The 15,955-nt window shown below is 70.5% G+C and carries 16 protein-coding genes; 6 read left to right on the top strand and 10 right to left on the bottom strand.

Annotated elements, in window-relative coordinates:
* Positions 1–21: 21 nt before the first annotated feature.
* Together trpS and yhjD are read left to right on the top strand one after the other, a co-directional pair.
* Positions 22–1,047 carry a tryptophan--tRNA ligase gene (gene trpS / locus BLW32_RS22215; protein ID WP_068522439.1) on the top strand — a complete coding sequence of 342 codons (1,026 nt, stop codon included), beginning with the start codon at positions 22–24 and terminating at the stop codon, positions 1,045–1,047.
* Between the two features lie 38 nt (positions 1,048–1,085).
* A complete protein-coding gene (gene yhjD / locus BLW32_RS22210) occupies positions 1,086–2,084 on the top strand; it encodes an inner membrane protein YhjD (RefSeq protein WP_068522436.1) in 999 nt (332 codons plus the stop codon).
* 10 nt (positions 2,085–2,094) lie between these two features.
* Here the strand turns inward: yhjD and BLW32_RS22205 are convergent, their stop codons facing one another.
* Together BLW32_RS22205 and BLW32_RS22200 are read right to left on the bottom strand one after the other, a co-directional pair.
* Positions 2,095–3,591, bottom strand: a complete 1,497-nt coding sequence (locus BLW32_RS22205) for an APC family permease (RefSeq protein ID WP_068741617.1) — start codon at positions 3,589–3,591, stop codon at positions 2,095–2,097.
* 1 nt (position 3,592) lies between these two features.
* Positions 3,593–4,894 carry a D-alanyl-D-alanine carboxypeptidase family protein gene (locus BLW32_RS22200; protein ID WP_074850782.1) on the bottom strand — a complete coding sequence of 434 codons (1,302 nt, stop codon included), beginning with the start codon at positions 4,892–4,894 and terminating at the stop codon, positions 3,593–3,595.
* A gap of 31 nt (positions 4,895–4,925) precedes the next feature.
* On the opposite strand from BLW32_RS22200, the gene BLW32_RS22195 reads away from it, so the two are divergent.
* From BLW32_RS22195 to BLW32_RS22180, 4 genes are all read left to right on the top strand, one after another.
* A complete protein-coding gene (locus BLW32_RS22195; RefSeq protein WP_068741619.1) occupies positions 4,926–5,786 on the top strand; it encodes a ferredoxin family protein in 861 nt (286 codons plus the stop codon).
* A 26-nt stretch (positions 5,787–5,812) separates the two neighbouring features.
* The gene (locus BLW32_RS22190; RefSeq protein WP_068741620.1) at positions 5,813–6,292 is read left to right on the top strand and encodes a nitroreductase/quinone reductase family protein; all 480 of its coding nucleotides are present in this window, start codon (positions 5,813–5,815) and stop codon (positions 6,290–6,292) included.
* 115 nt (positions 6,293–6,407) lie between these two features.
* Positions 6,408–6,989: a PadR family transcriptional regulator gene (locus tag BLW32_RS22185; protein WP_068741621.1), complete on the top strand. Its 582-nt coding sequence runs from the start codon at positions 6,408–6,410 to the stop codon at positions 6,987–6,989.
* The gene (locus BLW32_RS22180) at positions 6,979–8,496 is read left to right on the top strand and encodes a DHA2 family efflux MFS transporter permease subunit (protein ID WP_082791390.1); all 1,518 of its coding nucleotides are present in this window, start codon (positions 6,979–6,981) and stop codon (positions 8,494–8,496) included. The genes BLW32_RS22185 and BLW32_RS22180 overlap by 11 nt, the downstream gene beginning before the upstream one ends.
* Positions 8,497–8,546: 50 nt before the next feature.
* On the opposite strand, the gene BLW32_RS22175 is transcribed toward BLW32_RS22180, so the two are convergent.
* The 8 genes from BLW32_RS22175 to BLW32_RS22140 form a co-directional block, all read right to left on the bottom strand.
* Entirely contained in the window at positions 8,547–9,317 is a 771-nt protein-coding gene (locus tag BLW32_RS22175; protein ID WP_068522424.1) for an ABC transporter permease, read from the bottom strand.
* Positions 9,314–10,108: an ABC transporter ATP-binding protein gene (locus tag BLW32_RS22170; RefSeq protein ID WP_102102556.1), complete on the bottom strand. Its 795-nt coding sequence runs from the start codon at positions 10,106–10,108 to the stop codon at positions 9,314–9,316. Before BLW32_RS22170 ends, BLW32_RS22175 begins: the two co-directional genes overlap by 4 nt.
* Before the next feature lie 26 nt (positions 10,109–10,134).
* Positions 10,135–10,989, bottom strand: a complete 855-nt coding sequence (locus BLW32_RS22165; protein WP_068522422.1) for a DUF4097 family beta strand repeat-containing protein — start codon at positions 10,987–10,989, stop codon at positions 10,135–10,137.
* A 106-nt stretch (positions 10,990–11,095) separates the two neighbouring features.
* Complete coding sequence (locus BLW32_RS22160; protein ID WP_068741622.1) at positions 11,096–11,608, bottom strand: toxin-antitoxin system HicB family antitoxin; 513 nt, start codon at positions 11,606–11,608, stop codon at positions 11,096–11,098.
* A gap of 94 nt (positions 11,609–11,702) precedes the next feature.
* Positions 11,703–12,863: an SGNH/GDSL hydrolase family protein gene (locus tag BLW32_RS22155; protein ID WP_068741623.1), complete on the bottom strand. Its 1,161-nt coding sequence runs from the start codon at positions 12,861–12,863 to the stop codon at positions 11,703–11,705.
* Positions 12,864–12,943: 80 nt separating this feature from the next.
* Entirely contained in the window at positions 12,944–13,711 is a 768-nt protein-coding gene (locus BLW32_RS22150; RefSeq protein WP_068522415.1) for a succinate dehydrogenase iron-sulfur subunit, read from the bottom strand.
* Positions 13,711–15,462 (bottom strand): succinate dehydrogenase flavoprotein subunit, encoded by a 1,752-nt coding sequence (gene sdhA / locus BLW32_RS22145; protein ID WP_068522414.1) that lies wholly within the window; start codon positions 15,460–15,462, stop codon positions 13,711–13,713. Before sdhA ends, BLW32_RS22150 begins: the two co-directional genes overlap by 1 nt.
* A gap of 25 nt (positions 15,463–15,487) precedes the next feature.
* Entirely contained in the window at positions 15,488–15,955 is a 468-nt protein-coding gene (locus BLW32_RS22140) for a succinate dehydrogenase hydrophobic membrane anchor subunit (RefSeq protein ID WP_068522412.1), read from the bottom strand.

Below are 15,955 nucleotides of genomic sequence, written 5' to 3'. Positions count from 1 at the left end.
CGGTCGATAGACTCGTTCCCCGTGACGGAAACCGCCCCCACCCCCGCGAAGCGGCAGCGCGCGCTGTCGGGCATCCAGCCGACCTCGGACTCGTTCCACCTCGGCAACTACCTGGGCGCGGTGCGGCAGTGGGTGCAGCTGCAGGACGAGTTCGAGACCTTCTACTTCATCCCGAACATGCACGGCATCACCACGCCGCACGACCCGAAGGCGCTGCGCGAGCGCACCGTCTTCGCCGCGGCGCAGCTGCTCGCCCTCGGCGTGGACCCCGCCCGGTCGACGATGTTCGTCCAGTCGCAGATCCCCGAGCACGCCGAACTGACCTGGGTGCTCAGCTGCATCACCGGTTTCGGTGAGGCCAGCCGCATGACGCAGTTCAAGGACAAGTCGGCCAAGAACGGCACCGACAGCTCGTCGGTGGGCCTGTTCACCTACCCGATCCTCATGGCCGCCGACATCCTGCTCTACCGCCCGCAACTGGTGCCGGTGGGCGAGGACCAGCGGCAGCACCTCGAGCTGACCCGGAACCTGGCGCAGCGCTTCAACACCCGGTTCAAGAAGACCTTCGTGGTGCCCGAGGCGTACATCGTCTCCGACACCGCCAAGATCTACGACCTGCAGAACCCCACCGCCAAGATGAGCAAGTCGGCGGAGTCCGACGCGGGCCTGATCAGCATCCTCGACGATCCCAAGGTCATCGCGAAGCGGGTCAAGTCGGCGGTCACCGACACGGAGCGGGAGATCCGCTTCGACCGCGAGAACAAGCCCGGCGTCTCCAACCTGCTCACCATCGAGTCCGCGTTCACCGGCACGTCGATCCCGGACCTGGAGCTCGCATACGAGGGCAAGGGCTACGGCGACCTGAAGACCCGGGTCGCCGACGTCCTCGTCGACTTCGCGACGCCCCTGCGGGGACGGGTACAGGGCTACCTGGACGACCGCAGCGAGCTGGACAAGGTCCTGACCGCGGGCCGCGAGCGGGCGCGCGAGATCGCGTCCCGGACCCTCGCCGACGTCTACGACAGGGTAGGGTTCCTGGCGCCCTAGCCCGTGTGCAGTAGCGAACTGCAGGAGGACGTCTCGACATGCTCCAGAAGTACCGCGACAAATGGCCGTGGTTCGACCACATCATGGCGGCGGCCATGCGGTACCAGGACAAGAAGGGCGACTACTTCGGCGCGGGCATCACGTACTTCAGCGTCTTCGCCCTGTTCCCGTTGATCATGGTGGCCTTCGCCATCGGCGGCTACATCCTCATCAACGACGCCGAGCTGCTCGCGGAGATCAAGCAGCAGATCAACTCGGTGATCAGCGACGAGAGCCTGCGCAAGTCCGTCAGCGACCTCGTGGACCAGGCGATCGCCTCCCGCAGCACCGTCGGCATCGTGGGCCTCGCCGGCGGCCTCTGGGCCGGCCTCGGCTGGATGGCGAACGTCCGCGCCGGTCTCACCGAGATGTGGGACAGCAAGGTGCCGGAGCAGAACTTCGTCAAGACCAAGCTGGCCGACCTGGGTGCCCTCGCCGGCCTGTTCGTCGCGATCGTCGCCTGCATCGCCCTGATGGCGGCAGGCAGCAGCCCACTCACCGCCAAGCTCCTCGACGCCGCGGGGCTGAGCGACGTGCCCGGCCTGCACTTCGTCATCTCCGGCGCGACGCTGCTGGTCACGCTCCTCGCGCTGTGGGTGCTGTGGACCTTCGTGATCGCGCGCCTGCCGCGGGTGCAGTTCCCGTGGCGCAACGCCACCCGCGCGGGCCTCATGGCTGCGGTGGCGTTCATGATCCTCATCCAGCTGGCGACCCTGCTCATCGGCAACGCGATGAAGGGCCCGGCCGGCGCCACGTTCGGCCCGATCCTCGGCATCATGCTGTTCATCTACTTCACGGCGCGGATCGTGCTGTTCGCGACCGCGTGGGCGGCCACCGACCCGCGCAATCAGCGCTACGTGATTCCGGCGGCCCCGGAGCCCGTGGTGATCTCACCCGTCATCCGCTCCGAGCCCGACGCCGGCCGGACCGCGCTCGCGGGAGCGGCGGGGCTCGTCGCGGGCCTCGGCCTCGGATCGCTCCTGCGCCGCAAGCGCTGACGCGCGTCGCTCAGGCGTCGTCGGATGCGGTCGCGCATGGCAGTGTCCGCCCCCGGAAGAAGGCGGGCCGCGTCACGGCGCACGCGATCATGAGCGGGACGCCGAGCACCAGCATGCCGATGCCGATCACGAAGACGCCGCCGATGCCGCCGATCACCGTCTGCCCGTAGTCGGGCGCGATCATGTCGACGGCGCTCTGCGCGAACGCCCAGATCATCGCGACGCCACCGAGCACGGGGAAGACGAGGCGCAGCAGCAGGTTTCGTGCCGACCGGCGCAGGGTCCGCCGGAAGTACCACGCGCAGGCGAATGCGGTGATCGCGTAGTAGAAGGCGACGGCCAGCCCCAGCGAGCTGATCGAGTCCTCCAGGGTGTTGCGACTGAGCAGGGCGAGCGTGAGGTAGAAGGCGAGCGCGGATCCGCCCATCACGACGGTGCCGAACGACGGGGTCAGGTACTTCGGGTGCACCCGCGCGAACCGCTCCGGCACCGCCTCGTAGATCGCCATCGCGAGGGTGCCGCGCGCCGTGGGCAGCACCGTCGACTGGGTGGAGGAGAGCGCCGAGAGCGCGACCGTGAGCACGAGCAGGCCCGCCAGGACCGCGCCCCCGACGGGCCGGCCGAGCACGGTGAGCACGTCGTCGTGGTTATCGGTGTTGCCCAGCCCGAGTCCGCTGTCACCGAACCCCGAATAGGCCTGCACGGCAACGGCGACCAGCACGTAGGTGCCCATGAGTACGACGGTCGCGAGCACCGCGGCCCGGCCGGGCGTCGACGACGAGTCCTTCGTCTCCTCGCCGACGGCGAGGCAGGCGTCCCAGCCCCAGTACAGGAAGATGCAGAGGATCACCGCGGCCGCGACCTGCGAGGCGCTCAGGCCCGTGGGATCGAGCCAGTCCCAGCTCGGGCGCACGGCCTGCGGCCCCGCGGTGCCGCGGTACACCGCCCAGAGCGCGGCCGCCGCGGCGACGCCGAGCACCGCGAACTGGATCGACATGAGCGCGTTCTGCATGCGCTCCGAGACGACGATCCCGCGGTACGACACCCAGGTCATCGCGACGATGAGCAGGCAGCCGAAACCGACCACGGTCACGCGGTCGTCGGCGAGCGAGGTCAGGCCCACGAAGCGCAGCAGGTAGCTCGCCGAGATCTCCGCGACGTTCGCCAGGCAGATGATCGCCGAGACGGCGAGGCCCCAGCCGCCCATCCAGCCGATCCACGGGCCGAACGCCCTACTGCCCCAGGTGAACGTGGTCCCGGCGTCGGGGGTGTCCGAGGCCAGTTCCTTGTACGCGACGGCCACCATGAGCATGGGGAGGAAGGCCACGACGAACATCGCCGGGGCCTTGCCCTGCACGTGGCCGACCACGCCGCCGAGCGTGGCCGCGAGGCTGTACGCCGGCGCGGTCGACGACAGCCCGATGGCCATGTTGCTCAGCAGGCCCAGCGAGTTCGAGCGCAGTCCCTTGTCCGGGACCGAGGCGGCGCCGACGGGCGCGGCGACCACCTCAGCGGCCCCGGTTCGTGCGCATGGCGGCGCCCACGAGGACCGCGATGAGGCCGAGGCCGCCGAGGCCGATCAGCAGCCGGGTGCCGTTCCCCATCCCCGACGGTCCGCTCTCGACCACCAGATCCTCCTGGGCGCGCTCCGGCCGGTCCGCGGAACCGTCCGCCGCGACCAGGGTGCCCACGGACTTCCCGCGCAGCGCGACGCCGTAGTCGAGGAGTCGCCGGTACTGGTCCCAGTAGGTGTTGCCGGTCTGCGAGAGCCCGAACATCTGCACGATCACGTAGCGGTGGCCGTCCCGGTCGACCGCGCCGACGAAGGTCTTCTTCGCGTCGTCGGTGTAGCCGTTCTTGCCGGCGACCGCGCCGGGGAAGTCGGTGAGCAGACGGTTCTCGTTGACGATCGGGTACGGCGCGACCGAGGTCGGTGCCGGGGGCGGGCTCTGCCCCGGCGGGGGCGGCGTCGACGGCGCGGTGGTCGGGACGGGCGGGTGCCCGGGGAACGTGACCTGCGGTGTCGCCGCGATGCGCACGAACCGGTCGTCGCGCAGGGCGGCGCGCAGGAGGAGCGCCATGTCGTACGGGCTCGAGCTCATGCCGGGCCCGTCGAGGCCGGACGGGGAGGCGGTCCGCGTATCCTTCGCGCCGAGCGACGCCGCCAGCGCGTTCATCTTCCGCAGCGTCGCGTCGACCCCGCCGAGCTGCCGGGCGAGCGCGTGCGCGGCGTCGTTGCCGGAGGCCAGGAGGAGGCCCTCGAGGAGCTGCTCGACGGTGTAGCGGCCGCCGACGTTCACGCCCGCGCCGTTGCCCTCCTGCGCCGCGTCCTCCGCGGTGCCCTCGACCACCGTCGTGAGGTCGAGGTCGCGGAGCGCGACCTGCGCGAGCAGCACCTTGATGGTGCTCGCCGGCCGGTACCGCCCGTGCGGGTCCTTCGCCGCGACGACGGTGCCGTCGGTGACGTCCGCGATGAGCCAGCCCGCCGAGTCGATGCCGGGCGGGACGGGCGGCGCACCGTCGGGCACGACGAGCCCGCACCCGCCGAGCTTCCCGCCCCCGACGGGCGGATCCGGCACCGCGAGCGGCGTGGGGCTGGGCTGCCCGGGCTTGGGCACCTCGGACTCGTCGACGGCGGGTGGCGGGACCTGCTTGTGCGGACAGGCATCGGTGACCAGGGTCTTCGCCGCCGGGCCGGGCGTCGGCGACGGTGCGGGTCCGGGCGTCGCGGCGGCCGGCCCGGCGAGTGCGCCGAGGAGGCCGGCGGTGGCGAGGACCCGGCCGGCGGAGGTGAGAGTGCGCGCGATCATCGCGCTCATCGTAGTCGGCTACGGTGGCGGAATGACGGAGCGTTGTTCGAGTTTCACCGATGAGCCGCTCCCCGGTACCGCGACCACCGAGACCGGCTGGTTGTGCATCGAGAACGAGGCCGGGTGGGGCCGGGACCCGTTCTCGGGCGAGACCTTCGCCCCGGAGGTGGGCGAGGCCGTCGAGCGGTTCGCGGAGTCCCGGGGCCTGAGGGTGCTGCTCATCCGCCGGCCCGGCCGGGCCGGGAGCTTCCGCGGCAGCAAGCGGGTGTTCGTCGCGAATTCGGTGCCGGGGGAGACCGCGCTGCGGATGTTCAGCGTCGCCGACTACGCCGAGATCCCCGCGCTGCCCTTCGACGACCCGTCCGCGGGCGAGCCGGCGGGCCCGATCGCCCTCGTGTGCACCAACGGCAAGCGCGACGTCTGCTGCGCCGTCCTCGGGCGGCCCATCGCGGCCTCGCTCGCTGGCTGCTACGCCGATCCGGTGGTGTGGGAGTGCTCCCACACGGGCGGGCACCGCTTCGCGCCCGTCCTCATCGTGCTGCCCGCGGGGCACACCTACGGCCGGGTCACCGGCGCGCAGGCCAAGGAGGCCCTCGACGCCGCGCGCGCCGGCGTCGTCGCGACCGCCGGGCTCCGCGGCCGCTCGTCGATCCCGCCCGCCGAGCAGGCCGCCGAGGTCGCGGTCCGCGAGCTCCTCGGCCCCGTCGGGCCCGACGTCCTGCGCACCGGCTCCGACGGGGCCGGCGCCGTCACCGTCCGGCACGAGGACGGCCGTTCGTGGACCATGACGGTGTCCGCGGAGGACCTGCCGCCGCGCATCATGTCGTGCGGGAAGAAGCCCTCGCCCGCGCGGGCCTGGCGGACATCCGGTCTCATAGCGGACGGAAACTGACACCAATACCCGCGAGAGTGGTGGGTATGACTGAGAAGACATCGGAACCGGGCTCCTACGACGACCCGGAGATGCCCTGGAACACGCTGACCGAGGAGACCATCGGCGACTGGAACCGGAACGTGATCGCCGAGTTCCGGGCCAACGACGGGGTCGTCGGCGGCGCCTACGAGGGCGGCGCGATGATCCTGCTCACCACCACCGGCGCGCGGTCCGGCCGGCCGCACACGGTGCCGCTGGGCGTGCTCCACCGCGGCGAGCAGATGTACGTGAGCTCCTTCATCGAGAAGTGCTACCCCGCGTGGTGGCACAACGCGCGGAAGACGCCGGCGGTCACCGTCGAGATCGGGGCGCGCACCGTGGCCGCGACGGCCCGCGTGCTCGAGGGCGAGGAGTACGCCGAGTTCGCCGCGTGGGCGCTCGCGGACAACCCCGACCTCGCCGCCTTCCAGGCGACGGTCGACCGCCCGATCCCGCTGGTGACCCTCACCCCTGCCCTGATGTGAGGGGCGTCACGGGTGGGTTCGTCCCGGTTCGGGCGTATTGCTCCGATCCGAATATTCCATGTGGAGTATTCGGGGAGTAGCGTGACCGTCGAGCGCGAAACGATCGGAGGTGGGCATGGCCGGGGAACGGGCACTGACCCCGCTGGCGATCGCGGCGCTGGCCCTGCTCACCGAGCGGGACATGCACCCCTACGAGATGTTCACGACGATGACGGAGCGGCGCGCGGACATCGTGGTCAAACTCCGCGCGGGCTCGCTGTACCACACGGTCAAGCGGCTCGCCGACGACGGACTCGTCGTCGAGCGGGGCACCGACCGCGACGGCAACCGCCCCGAGCGGACCACCTACGCGGTCACCGCGGCGGGCCGGGAACGGTTGCAGGACACCGTCGCGGATCTGCTCTCGGAGCCCGCCGATGAGTACCCGAGCTTCCCGCTCGCCGTCTCCGAGGCGCACAACCTGGACCGCGACCGCGTGCGCGCGCTCTTCGCGGCACGGCTCCGGCGCCTCGATGCCGACACGGCGGCGATGCGCGCGGGCCACGCCCGCGCGCTCGGCCACGCCGCGGAGATGCACCTCCTCGACCTGGACTATCTGATCGCCATGCGCACCGCCGAGGCCGACTGGCTCCGGCGCACCGTCGAACGACTCGACGACGAGACCCTGGATTGGAAGGCGACCTGTCATGACGAATGACGCCACCACTGCGAAGCAGTACGACCCCGGCGCGCTGCCCGGCCTGCCGTCCGGATACCGGCCCTGGCCGGCGCTGTGGGCGCTGGTCGTGGGCTTCTTCATGATCCTCGTGGACTCGACGATCGTCTCGGTCGCGACGGACGCGATCTGGATCGACCTCACCAACGGCACCGACCTCAACGGCGTCATCTGGGTGACCAGCGGCTACCTGCTGGCGTACGTCGTGCCGCTGCTGCTCGCCGGACGCCTCGGCGACATGTACGGGCCCAAGCGGCTGTACCTGGCGGGCCTCGTGGTCTTCACGCTGGCATCGGCGTGGTGCGGGCTCTCCGGCTCGATCGGCATGCTCATCGCGGCCCGCGTCGTGCAGGGCCTGGGCGCCGCCCTCATGACCCCGCAGACGATGGCCGTCATCACCCGCACCTTCCCGCCGAACAAGCGCGGCACCGCGATGGCCCTGTGGGGCTCCGTCGCCGGCGTCGCGATCCTCGTCGGCCCGCTGGCCGGCGGCGTGCTGGTGGACCGCCTCGGCTGGGAGTGGGTCTTCTTCGTCAACGTGCCCGTGGGCATCGCGGCCTTCATCGCCGCCGTGATCCTGGTGCCGAACCTGCCCACCCACAAGCACAAACTCGACATCCCCGGCATCGTGCTCAGCGCGCTCGGCCTGTTCCTGCTCACCTTCGGGCTGCAGGAGGGGCAGAAGGAGGACTGGTCCGCGACGATCTGGACGATGATCGTCGGCGGCCTCGCGCTCCTCGTCGTCTTCGTGTGGTGGCAGTCCAAGGCCGCGGAGCCGCTGATGTCGCTGACGCTGTTCAAGGACCGGAACTTCTCGCTCGCCAACGCGGCGATCGCCTGCATGGGCTTCTCCGTGACCGGCATGTCGATCCCGCTCATGCTGTTCGCGCAGAAGTCCATGGGGCTCACGCCCACCCGGTCGGCGCTGCTGCTGATCCCGCTGGCCGTGATCTCGGGGGCGCTGGCCGCCCCGTCGGGCAAGCTCGCGGACAAGGTGCACCCGAAGTACCTCACCGGATTCGGCTTCGCCGCCAACGCGGCCGCTCTGTTCTGGCTGGCCCTCGTCGCGCACGACACCACGCCGGTGATCGGCATCCTCGCCCCGATCGCGCTCATGGGCGTCGGCAACGCCTTCATCTGGGGTCCGCTCGCCGCGACCGCGAACCGGAACCTGCCGCTGCCGCTCGCCGGGGCCGGATCGGGCGTCTACAACATGACCCGGCAGGTGGGCGCGGTGCTCGGCAGCGCGGCGGTCGGCGTGCTCATGCAGCACGAGATCGAGGACAAGATCGCCGCCGCCACCGGGCACGCGCAGGGCGGCGGGGCGATGGCGACCGGAGCGCTGCCGCAGTTCCTGCGCGGCCCGTTCGCAGATGCCATGGGTTCGACGATCCTGCTGCCCGCGGCGGCGCTCGTCGTCGCCTTCGTGGTGGTGCAGTTCTTCGCGACGCCCACGCACCAGAAGGCGCCCGCAGCCGTCGACGCCTGACGCCACGCACCGCCGGCCCCAGGGGGGCCGGCGGCGCGCGGCGCTGCGGTTCAGCTGATCCGGCGCCGATAGGCGAGCATCGCGCCGCCGTACGCGACGACGAGGATCCCGGCGCACCAGGCGAGGGCGGAGACGAGATCGGCGGTGTCGACGGGGCGCTCGGCCAGCAGTGCGGAGATCGTGTTCACGATCGAGGTCACCGGCTGGTTCTCGGCGAAGGCGCGCACCGGTCCCGGCATGGTGTCGGTGGGCACGAACGCGGAACTGATGAAGGGTAGGAAGATCAGCGGGTAGGAGAACCCGGTGGCACCGTCCACGGACTTCGCCGTCAGCCCGACGGCCACCGCGATCCAGGTGAGCGCCAGCGTGAACAGCGCCAGGATCCCGGCGACGCCGAGCCAGGCGAGCGGGCCCGCCGACGAGCGGAAGCCCATGATCAGGCCCACGCCGATGATGATCACCACCGTGATCGCGTTCGCCACCATCGAGGTCAGCACGTGCGCCCAGAGCACGGAGGAGCGGGCGATCGGCATCGACTGGAAGCGCTCGAAGATGCCGCCCTGCATGTCGTTGAACAACCGCAGCGCGGTGTAGGCGATGCCGGAGGCGATGGCCATCAACAGGATTCCCGGCAGCAGGTAGTTCACGTAGTTCGTGCCGCCGGTGCTGCCCTTGATCGCACCGCCGAAGACGTAGACGAACAGGAGCATCATGGCGATCGGCGTGATCGCGGTGGTGATGATGGTGTCGGCGCTGCGGGTGATGTGCTTGAGCGAACGGCCCAGCAGCGCGCCGGTGTCGGAGGCGGCGTAGGTGGTCATGATCGATCCTCGGAGGTGGTGGGGGATTCGGTGCGGGTTCCGGTGAGCGCGAGGAAGATCTCCTCGAGCGTGGGCTGCTTCTCGACGTACTCGACCTTCGCCGCGGGCAGCATCCGCTTGAGCTCGGCGAGGGTCCCGTTCGCGATGATCCGGCCGTCGCGCAGGATCGCGATCCGGTCGGCGAGCTGCTCGGCCTCCTCGAGGTACTGCGTGGTCAACAGCACCGTCGTGCCGCGGCCGGCGAGTTCCTGCACGATCTCCCAGACGTCGATCCGGGCCTCGGGGTCCAGGCCGGTGGTGGGCTCGTCGAGGAAGATCACCGCGGGATCGCCGATCAGGCTCATCGCGATGTCGAGGCGGCGCCGCATGCCGCCGGAATAGGTGCCGACCTTCCGGCCGCCCGCGTCGGTGAGGCGGAAGCGCTGGAGCAGCTCGTCGGCGACGGCGCCCGGGTCGCTCTGGTGCCGCAACCGCGCCACCAGCACCAGGTTCTCGCGCCCCGTGAGGATCTCGTCGACCGCGGCGAACTGTCCGGTGAGGCTGATGGATTCGCGCACCTGCTGGGCGTCGGAGGTCACGTCGTAGCCGTGCACCGCTGCGCTGCCGGCGTCGGGCCGCAGGAGCGTGGACAGGATGCGGACCAGCGTGGTCTTGCCCGCGCCGTTCGCGCCGAGCAGGGCGAAGATGCTGCCGGGGACGACGTCGAAGTCGACGCCGCGCAGCACGGGCAGGTCGCCGTAGGACTTCTCGATGCCGCGGACCTCGATGGCCGCGGTGGTGGTCATGGTCATGATGTTCTCCTGGTGAGGGAGCGCGCTCAGCGGGCGCGCCGGATGTCGATGTCGCCGAACTTGGCCCGGGCGCGGACGGCGACGTGGTCGCCGGTGATGGAGTCGGGGAGGTTCTCGTCGAGGTGGTTGCGGACGCGGCCCTCCTTGGAGGAGAGGTCGAGCCAGGCCGGAACGCCTTCCGCCACACCGACGGTGAGCTTGCCGTAGCTGCTCTCGAGGTCGATGACGCCGTCCGAGACCTCGTTCAGCGTGATGGCGCCGTAGGCGGTCTTGGCGCTGACCGACGAGGTGGCGCGGTCGATGTCGAGATCGCCGTAGGACAGGTTCGCCTCGACGCCGCCGCTCGTCTCGCCGATGCGGATGCTGCCGTGGGAGGCCTTGAGCACGGCGTCACGGGCGATCGAGTCGATGCGGATCTGGCCGTGGTCGGCGGTGATCTCGGCGGTCCCGTCCACGGTGCCGGCGGTGGCGTTCCCGTGCCCGGCGCGCAGCCACAGGTCGCCGGTCGTATCCAGCTCGACGGTGCCGGTGGTCGCCTTGATGCGGGTGGCGGCCAGGCGGCCCTCGGTGCGGACGCTGCCGACGGCGCTCTCCGCGGTGAACCGGGAGCCCGCGGGCAGCTCGACGGTGACGTCGACCGATTCGGTCGCACCGATGAAGCTCATGAGGCCGAGCTTGGGCTTGGGGCCGACGACGGTGAGCCGGCCACCGTCGAACTCGACGCGGGTCGCGTCCGCACCGCGCCGGTCCGCCGCCTTGTTCGGGGAGCTCGGGGTCACGGTCACCACGGTGTCCGTGCGGTCGGTCGCGATCACGTCGATGTCGCCGACCTGCAGGTTGATGGCGAGGTCGATGGGCTCGGGGGTGGGGAAAGTGGGCATGGTGGGACCTTTCGGAGGGTGCGCTCGGCCGACCCCGCGGGGTGCGGGGTTCTCGTCGGGCTGTGCGGTTGTGGTGGTGGGGGGTGGGTTCGGAAGGTGCTGCCGGTCAGCGGGCCCAGCCGGCGAAGTCGTCACCGGTGCGGAGTGCCCGCTGCGCGGTTCGTCGCTTGCGCGGGGCGAGTGCGGCGGCGACGGCCCGTACGAGCCAGGTGTTCACGGAGACGCCCTCCGCGGCCGCTGCCTCGTCGACCTGGGACTTGAGTGCGTCGGGCAGGCGGAGCGTGGTGCGCGAGGTGCTGGTGTCGTCGAAGTCGACGCCGGGAGCGGACGCGGAGTCCTCCTCCGCCTCCGCGCGCGGCGCGGAGACGACGAACTCGACGTCGCGGCCGCGCAGCCGCAGGTCGACGGATCCCGGCACCAGATCACGCGTGATCTCGCCGGTCGCGGCGGACAGGGCGTCGAGGAGGACGAGGCGGGTGGTCGCGTCGAGCCCGGACGCGAGACGTTCCGCCGAGGCGCGGGCGTCGTCGACGCCGTTGTCGCCGGCGTCGGTGAAGTCGCGTTCGGCGGCGGCGATGAGCTGGCGCTGGAGGTCGCTGACGAAGGGCGTGATGTCCATGGCGTCAACTATGACACCATTGTGGTGTCACGTCAACAGAGGCGACCGAAGAATGCGCAAACTGCCAGGTGGAAGGTGGTGTCAGCGTGGTGCGCTACGGCGCGAAAGCGCCGCCCGGGCCGAAGGCGAGCTCGCCGAACCGGGTGCCGATCAGGGCGTGGGCGGCCCCGTCGGGGTGGAGTTCGTCCGGGAGGGGTAGGCGGGCGTAGTCGTCCGCGCCGTAGAGGGCGCGGCCGTCGAGGAGGTGCAGGTGTGGGTCCTCACCGGCCCGGTCCGCGACGATGCGCCCCAGCTCCTCCCGGATGACCGCCAGGGTCAGCTTCCCCGCGCGGACCTCGGCGGGGTCCCCGGTCGCCTCGAAACGCAGGCCGTCGGCCGACGGGACCGGCATCACCGGGCCCGGGGTGTGCTCCTGGATCGGGCACAGGATGGGCGAGGCGATCAGCAGGGGCGTCGTCGGATGCCCGTCGCGGATCGTGTCGAGGAAGCCGTGCACGGCGGGGGTGAAGGTGCGAAGCCGCATCACGTCGGCGTTGGCGATGTTGATGCCCAGCTTGAGGCTGATCAGGTCGGCCGGGGTGTCGCGGATCGCGCGGGCGACGAACGGATCGAGGAGCGCGCTGCCGCCGAAGCCGAGGTTGATCAGGTCCACGCAGCCGACCGCCGCGGCGATCGCGGGCCAGGTCCCGGTCGGGTGAGTGGCGTTGGAACCGTGGCTGATCGAGCTGCCGTGGTGCAGCCAGAGGCGATCGCGTGGCGGCTGCGGTAGCACCGGGGCGTTCGTGCGCAGCGCGATCAGTTCGGTGATCTCGTTGTGGGGCAGCCAGATCTCGACGTTCTTCTCGCCCGCGGACAGCTCCTCGAATCGTGCTCTACCGGAAGGCCCCTCGGTGAGCTCGGCCTCCTGCGTCACCATGTCGACGATGGTGTCGACGTTCCCGCCCGGCACCGTCGTCCGGGCGACGAGGCGGCCGTCCACGACGAGGTCGTAGACACCGTCGGGCAGCGGCGGGAGGCCGGCGTACGCGCGTTTGGTCGGCAGTGTCTCGAGCTCGATGACGGTGGCGGTGGTCCGGAAGGTGAGGTGCACCCCCGAGGGCTGCGCCTGCGCGGAAGCGAGCCGCGCGTCGGGGATCCGGCGGCGGGCCGCGGCGGGGAGGCGGTGCGGCAGGAGACCGCGCGCCGTCGGTTCGAGGTCGAGGTGACCGCGCAGGAGTGTCCCGTCGATCGGGGTACGGATCAGGCTCGGGTCCACCGGCGGTCCTGTCGTCGGGAGTGAGAAACGCCCCGGACCTCGGGTGAGGTCCGGGGCGTTTCCGGGCTGCAGTAAAGGTTCTAGCGGCTGAACAGGAGGGCGCGCTTGACCTCCTGGATGGCCTTCGTCACCTGGATGCCGCGGGGGCACGCGTCGGTGCAGTTGAAGGTGGTGCGGCAGCGCCACACGCCGTCGACGCCGTTGAGGATCTCGAGCCGCTCGGCGGCACCCTCGTCGCGGCTGTCGAAGATGAAGCGGTGCGCGTTCACGATGGCCGCGGGGCCGAAGTACGAGCCGTCCATCCAGTACACCGGGCAGCTGGTGGTGCAGCAGGCGCAGAGGATGCACTTGGTCGTGTCGTCGAAGCGCTCGCGGTCCGTGGGGGACTGGATCCGCTCGCGGGTCGGCTCGTTGCCCGAGGTCATCAGGAAGGGCTTCACGGCGCGGAAGGCGTCGAAGAAGGGCTCCATGTCGACGACGAGGTCCTTCTCCACGGGCAGGCCGCGGATCGGCTCGACCGTGACGGTGATCTCCTTGCCCTCCTGCAGGAAGTCCTTCATCAGCATCTTGCAGGCCAGGCGGTTGACGCCGTTGATGCGCATGGCGTCCGAGCCGCACACGCCGTGCGCGCAGGAGCGGCGGAACGTCAGGGTGCCGTCGAGGTAGCCCTTGATGTAGAGCAGCAGGTTCAGGAAGCGGTCCGAGGGGAGCGCGGGAACCCGGTAGCTCTGCCAGCCGGCCGCGTCCGGATCCTCCGGGTTGAACCGGTAGACCTTGATCGTGACCATCGTGGAGCCGGGCGGGACGGGCGGCTGCACGGACGCGGGGGTGTCAACTGCGGCGGTCATCAGTACTTACGCTCCATCGGCTCGTAGCGGGTCTGCACGACGGGCTTGGTGTCGAGACGGATCCCGGCCTCCAGGCCCTCGCCCTCCTTGTACGCCATGGTGTGCACCATGTAGTTCTCGTCGTCGCGGTTCGGGTAGTCCTCGCGGGCGTGGCCGCCGCGGGTCTCCTTGCGGTTGAGGGCGCCGACGACGGTGACCTCGGCGAGCTCGAGCAGGAAGCCGAGCTCGATGGCCTCGAGCAGGTCGCTGTTGAAGCGGGTGCCCTTGTCGGTGACGGTGACGTGCTCGTACCGCTTCTTCAGCGCACGGACGTCCTCGAGGGCCTGCGAGAGGGTCTTCTCGGTGCGGAAGACGGCGGCGTTGTTGTCCATCGTCTGCTGCAGCTCGGTGCGGATCGCCATGACGTTCTCGTTGCCGTGGTCGCTGAGCATCGCGGCGACCCAGTTCTCGACCATCTCCGAGGGGTTCTCGGGGAGCGGCACGAAGTCGTGGGTCTTGGCGTACTCGGCGGCGGCGATGCCGGAGCGGCGGCCGAAGACGTTGATGTCGAGCAGCGAGTTGGTGCCGAGGCGGTTGGCGCCGTGCACGGACACGCAGGCGCACTCGCCGGCGGCGTACAGGCCGGGGACGACGGTGTCGTTGTCGCGCAGGACCTCACCGTGGATGTTGGTGGGGATGCCGCCCATGACGTAGTGGCACGTCGGGTACACGGGCACCAGCTCGGTGACGGGGTCGACGCCGAGGTAGGTGCGCGAGAACTCCATGATGTCCGGCAGCTTGGCCATCAGGGTCTCCTCCGGGATGTGCGTGACATCCAGGAGCACGTAGTCCTTGTTCGGGCCGGCGCCGCGGCCCTCGAGCACCTCGAGCACCATCGAGCGGGCGACGATGTCGCGCGGCGCGAGGTCCTTGATGGTGGGGGCGTAGCGCTCCATGAAGCGCTCGCCGTCGACGTTGCGGAGGATGCCGCCCTCGCCGCGGACGCCCTCGGTGATGAGGATGCCCAGGCCCGCGAGGCCCGTCGGGTGGAACTGGTGGAACTCCATGTCCTCCAGGGGCAGGCCCTTGCGGAAGACGATGCCCATGCCGTCACCGGTGAGGGTGTGGGCGTTGGAGGTGGTCTTGTACATGCGGCCCGAGCCGCCGGTGGCGAAGATGATCGCCTTGGCGTGGAAGACGTGGATCTCGCCGGTGGCCAGCTCGTAGGCGACGGCGCCCGTCGCGACGGGGCCGTTCTCGGTCTCCGTCAGCGCGATGTCGAGGACGTAGAACTCGTTGAAGAACTCCACGTCGTGCTTGACGCAGTTCTGGTACAGCGTCTGCAGGATCATGTGGCCGGTGCGGTCCGCGGCGTAACAGGCGCGGCGCACGGGGGCCTTGCCGTGATCGCGGGTGTGTCCGCCGAAGCGGCGCTGGTCGATCTTGCCCTCGGGCGTGCGGTTGAACGGCAGGCCCATCTTCTCCAGGTCGAGCACCGCGTCGATGGCCTCCTTGGCCATGATCTCCGCGGCGTCCTGGTCGACGATGTAGTCGCCGCCCTTGACCGTGTCGAAGGTGTGCCACTCCCAGTTGTCCTCCTCGACGTTGGCCAGCGAGGCGCACATGCCGCCCTGCGCCGCGCCGGTGTGGGAGCGGGTGGGGTAGAGCTTGGTGAGCACGGCGGTGCGGGCGCGCGGCCCGGCCTCGATGGCCGCGCGCATACCGGCGCCGCCGGCGCCGATGATCACCACGTCGTAACGATGTTCCTGCATGATGCGGGTGAGTCCTTCCTGGCCGTTACTGGGCGGTGGGCACGGAGGCCGGTTCGAACGAGAGGAGCGCGTACGAGCCGAGGCCGACCACGAGGATCATCGACAGCACGAGCAGGGTCTTGAGCCAGAACCGCGTGCGGTCCTTGCGGGCGTAGTCGTCGATGATCACGCGGAGGCCGTTGCCGCCGTGGAGCTGGGCGAGCCACAGCATCGTGATGTCCCAGATCTGCCAGAAGGGGCTGGCCCAGCGCTGCGCGACGAAGGCGGCGCTGATCCGGTGCACGCCCTGGCTGTCCAGCGCGAGCATGATGAAGACGTGCCCGAAGACGAGCACGAGGAGGGCGATGCCCGAGAAGCGCATGAACAGCCAGGCGTACTTCTCGAAGTTGCCGGACGCCGGACGGTGCGGCGAGCGCGGGTTGTCGAGCGAGGCGGGGCGGTCGTACTGCTTGAGCAGCGTCTTGGCGAGCTTGGGTTCGTTCGCGGTAGTCAT

The sequence above is a fragment of the Tsukamurella tyrosinosolvens genome (genome assembly GCF_900104775.1).
Classification (GTDB): Bacteria; Actinomycetota; Actinomycetes; order Mycobacteriales; family Mycobacteriaceae; genus Tsukamurella; species Tsukamurella tyrosinosolvens.
This window is presented reverse-complemented; position numbering and strand designations above follow the sequence as displayed.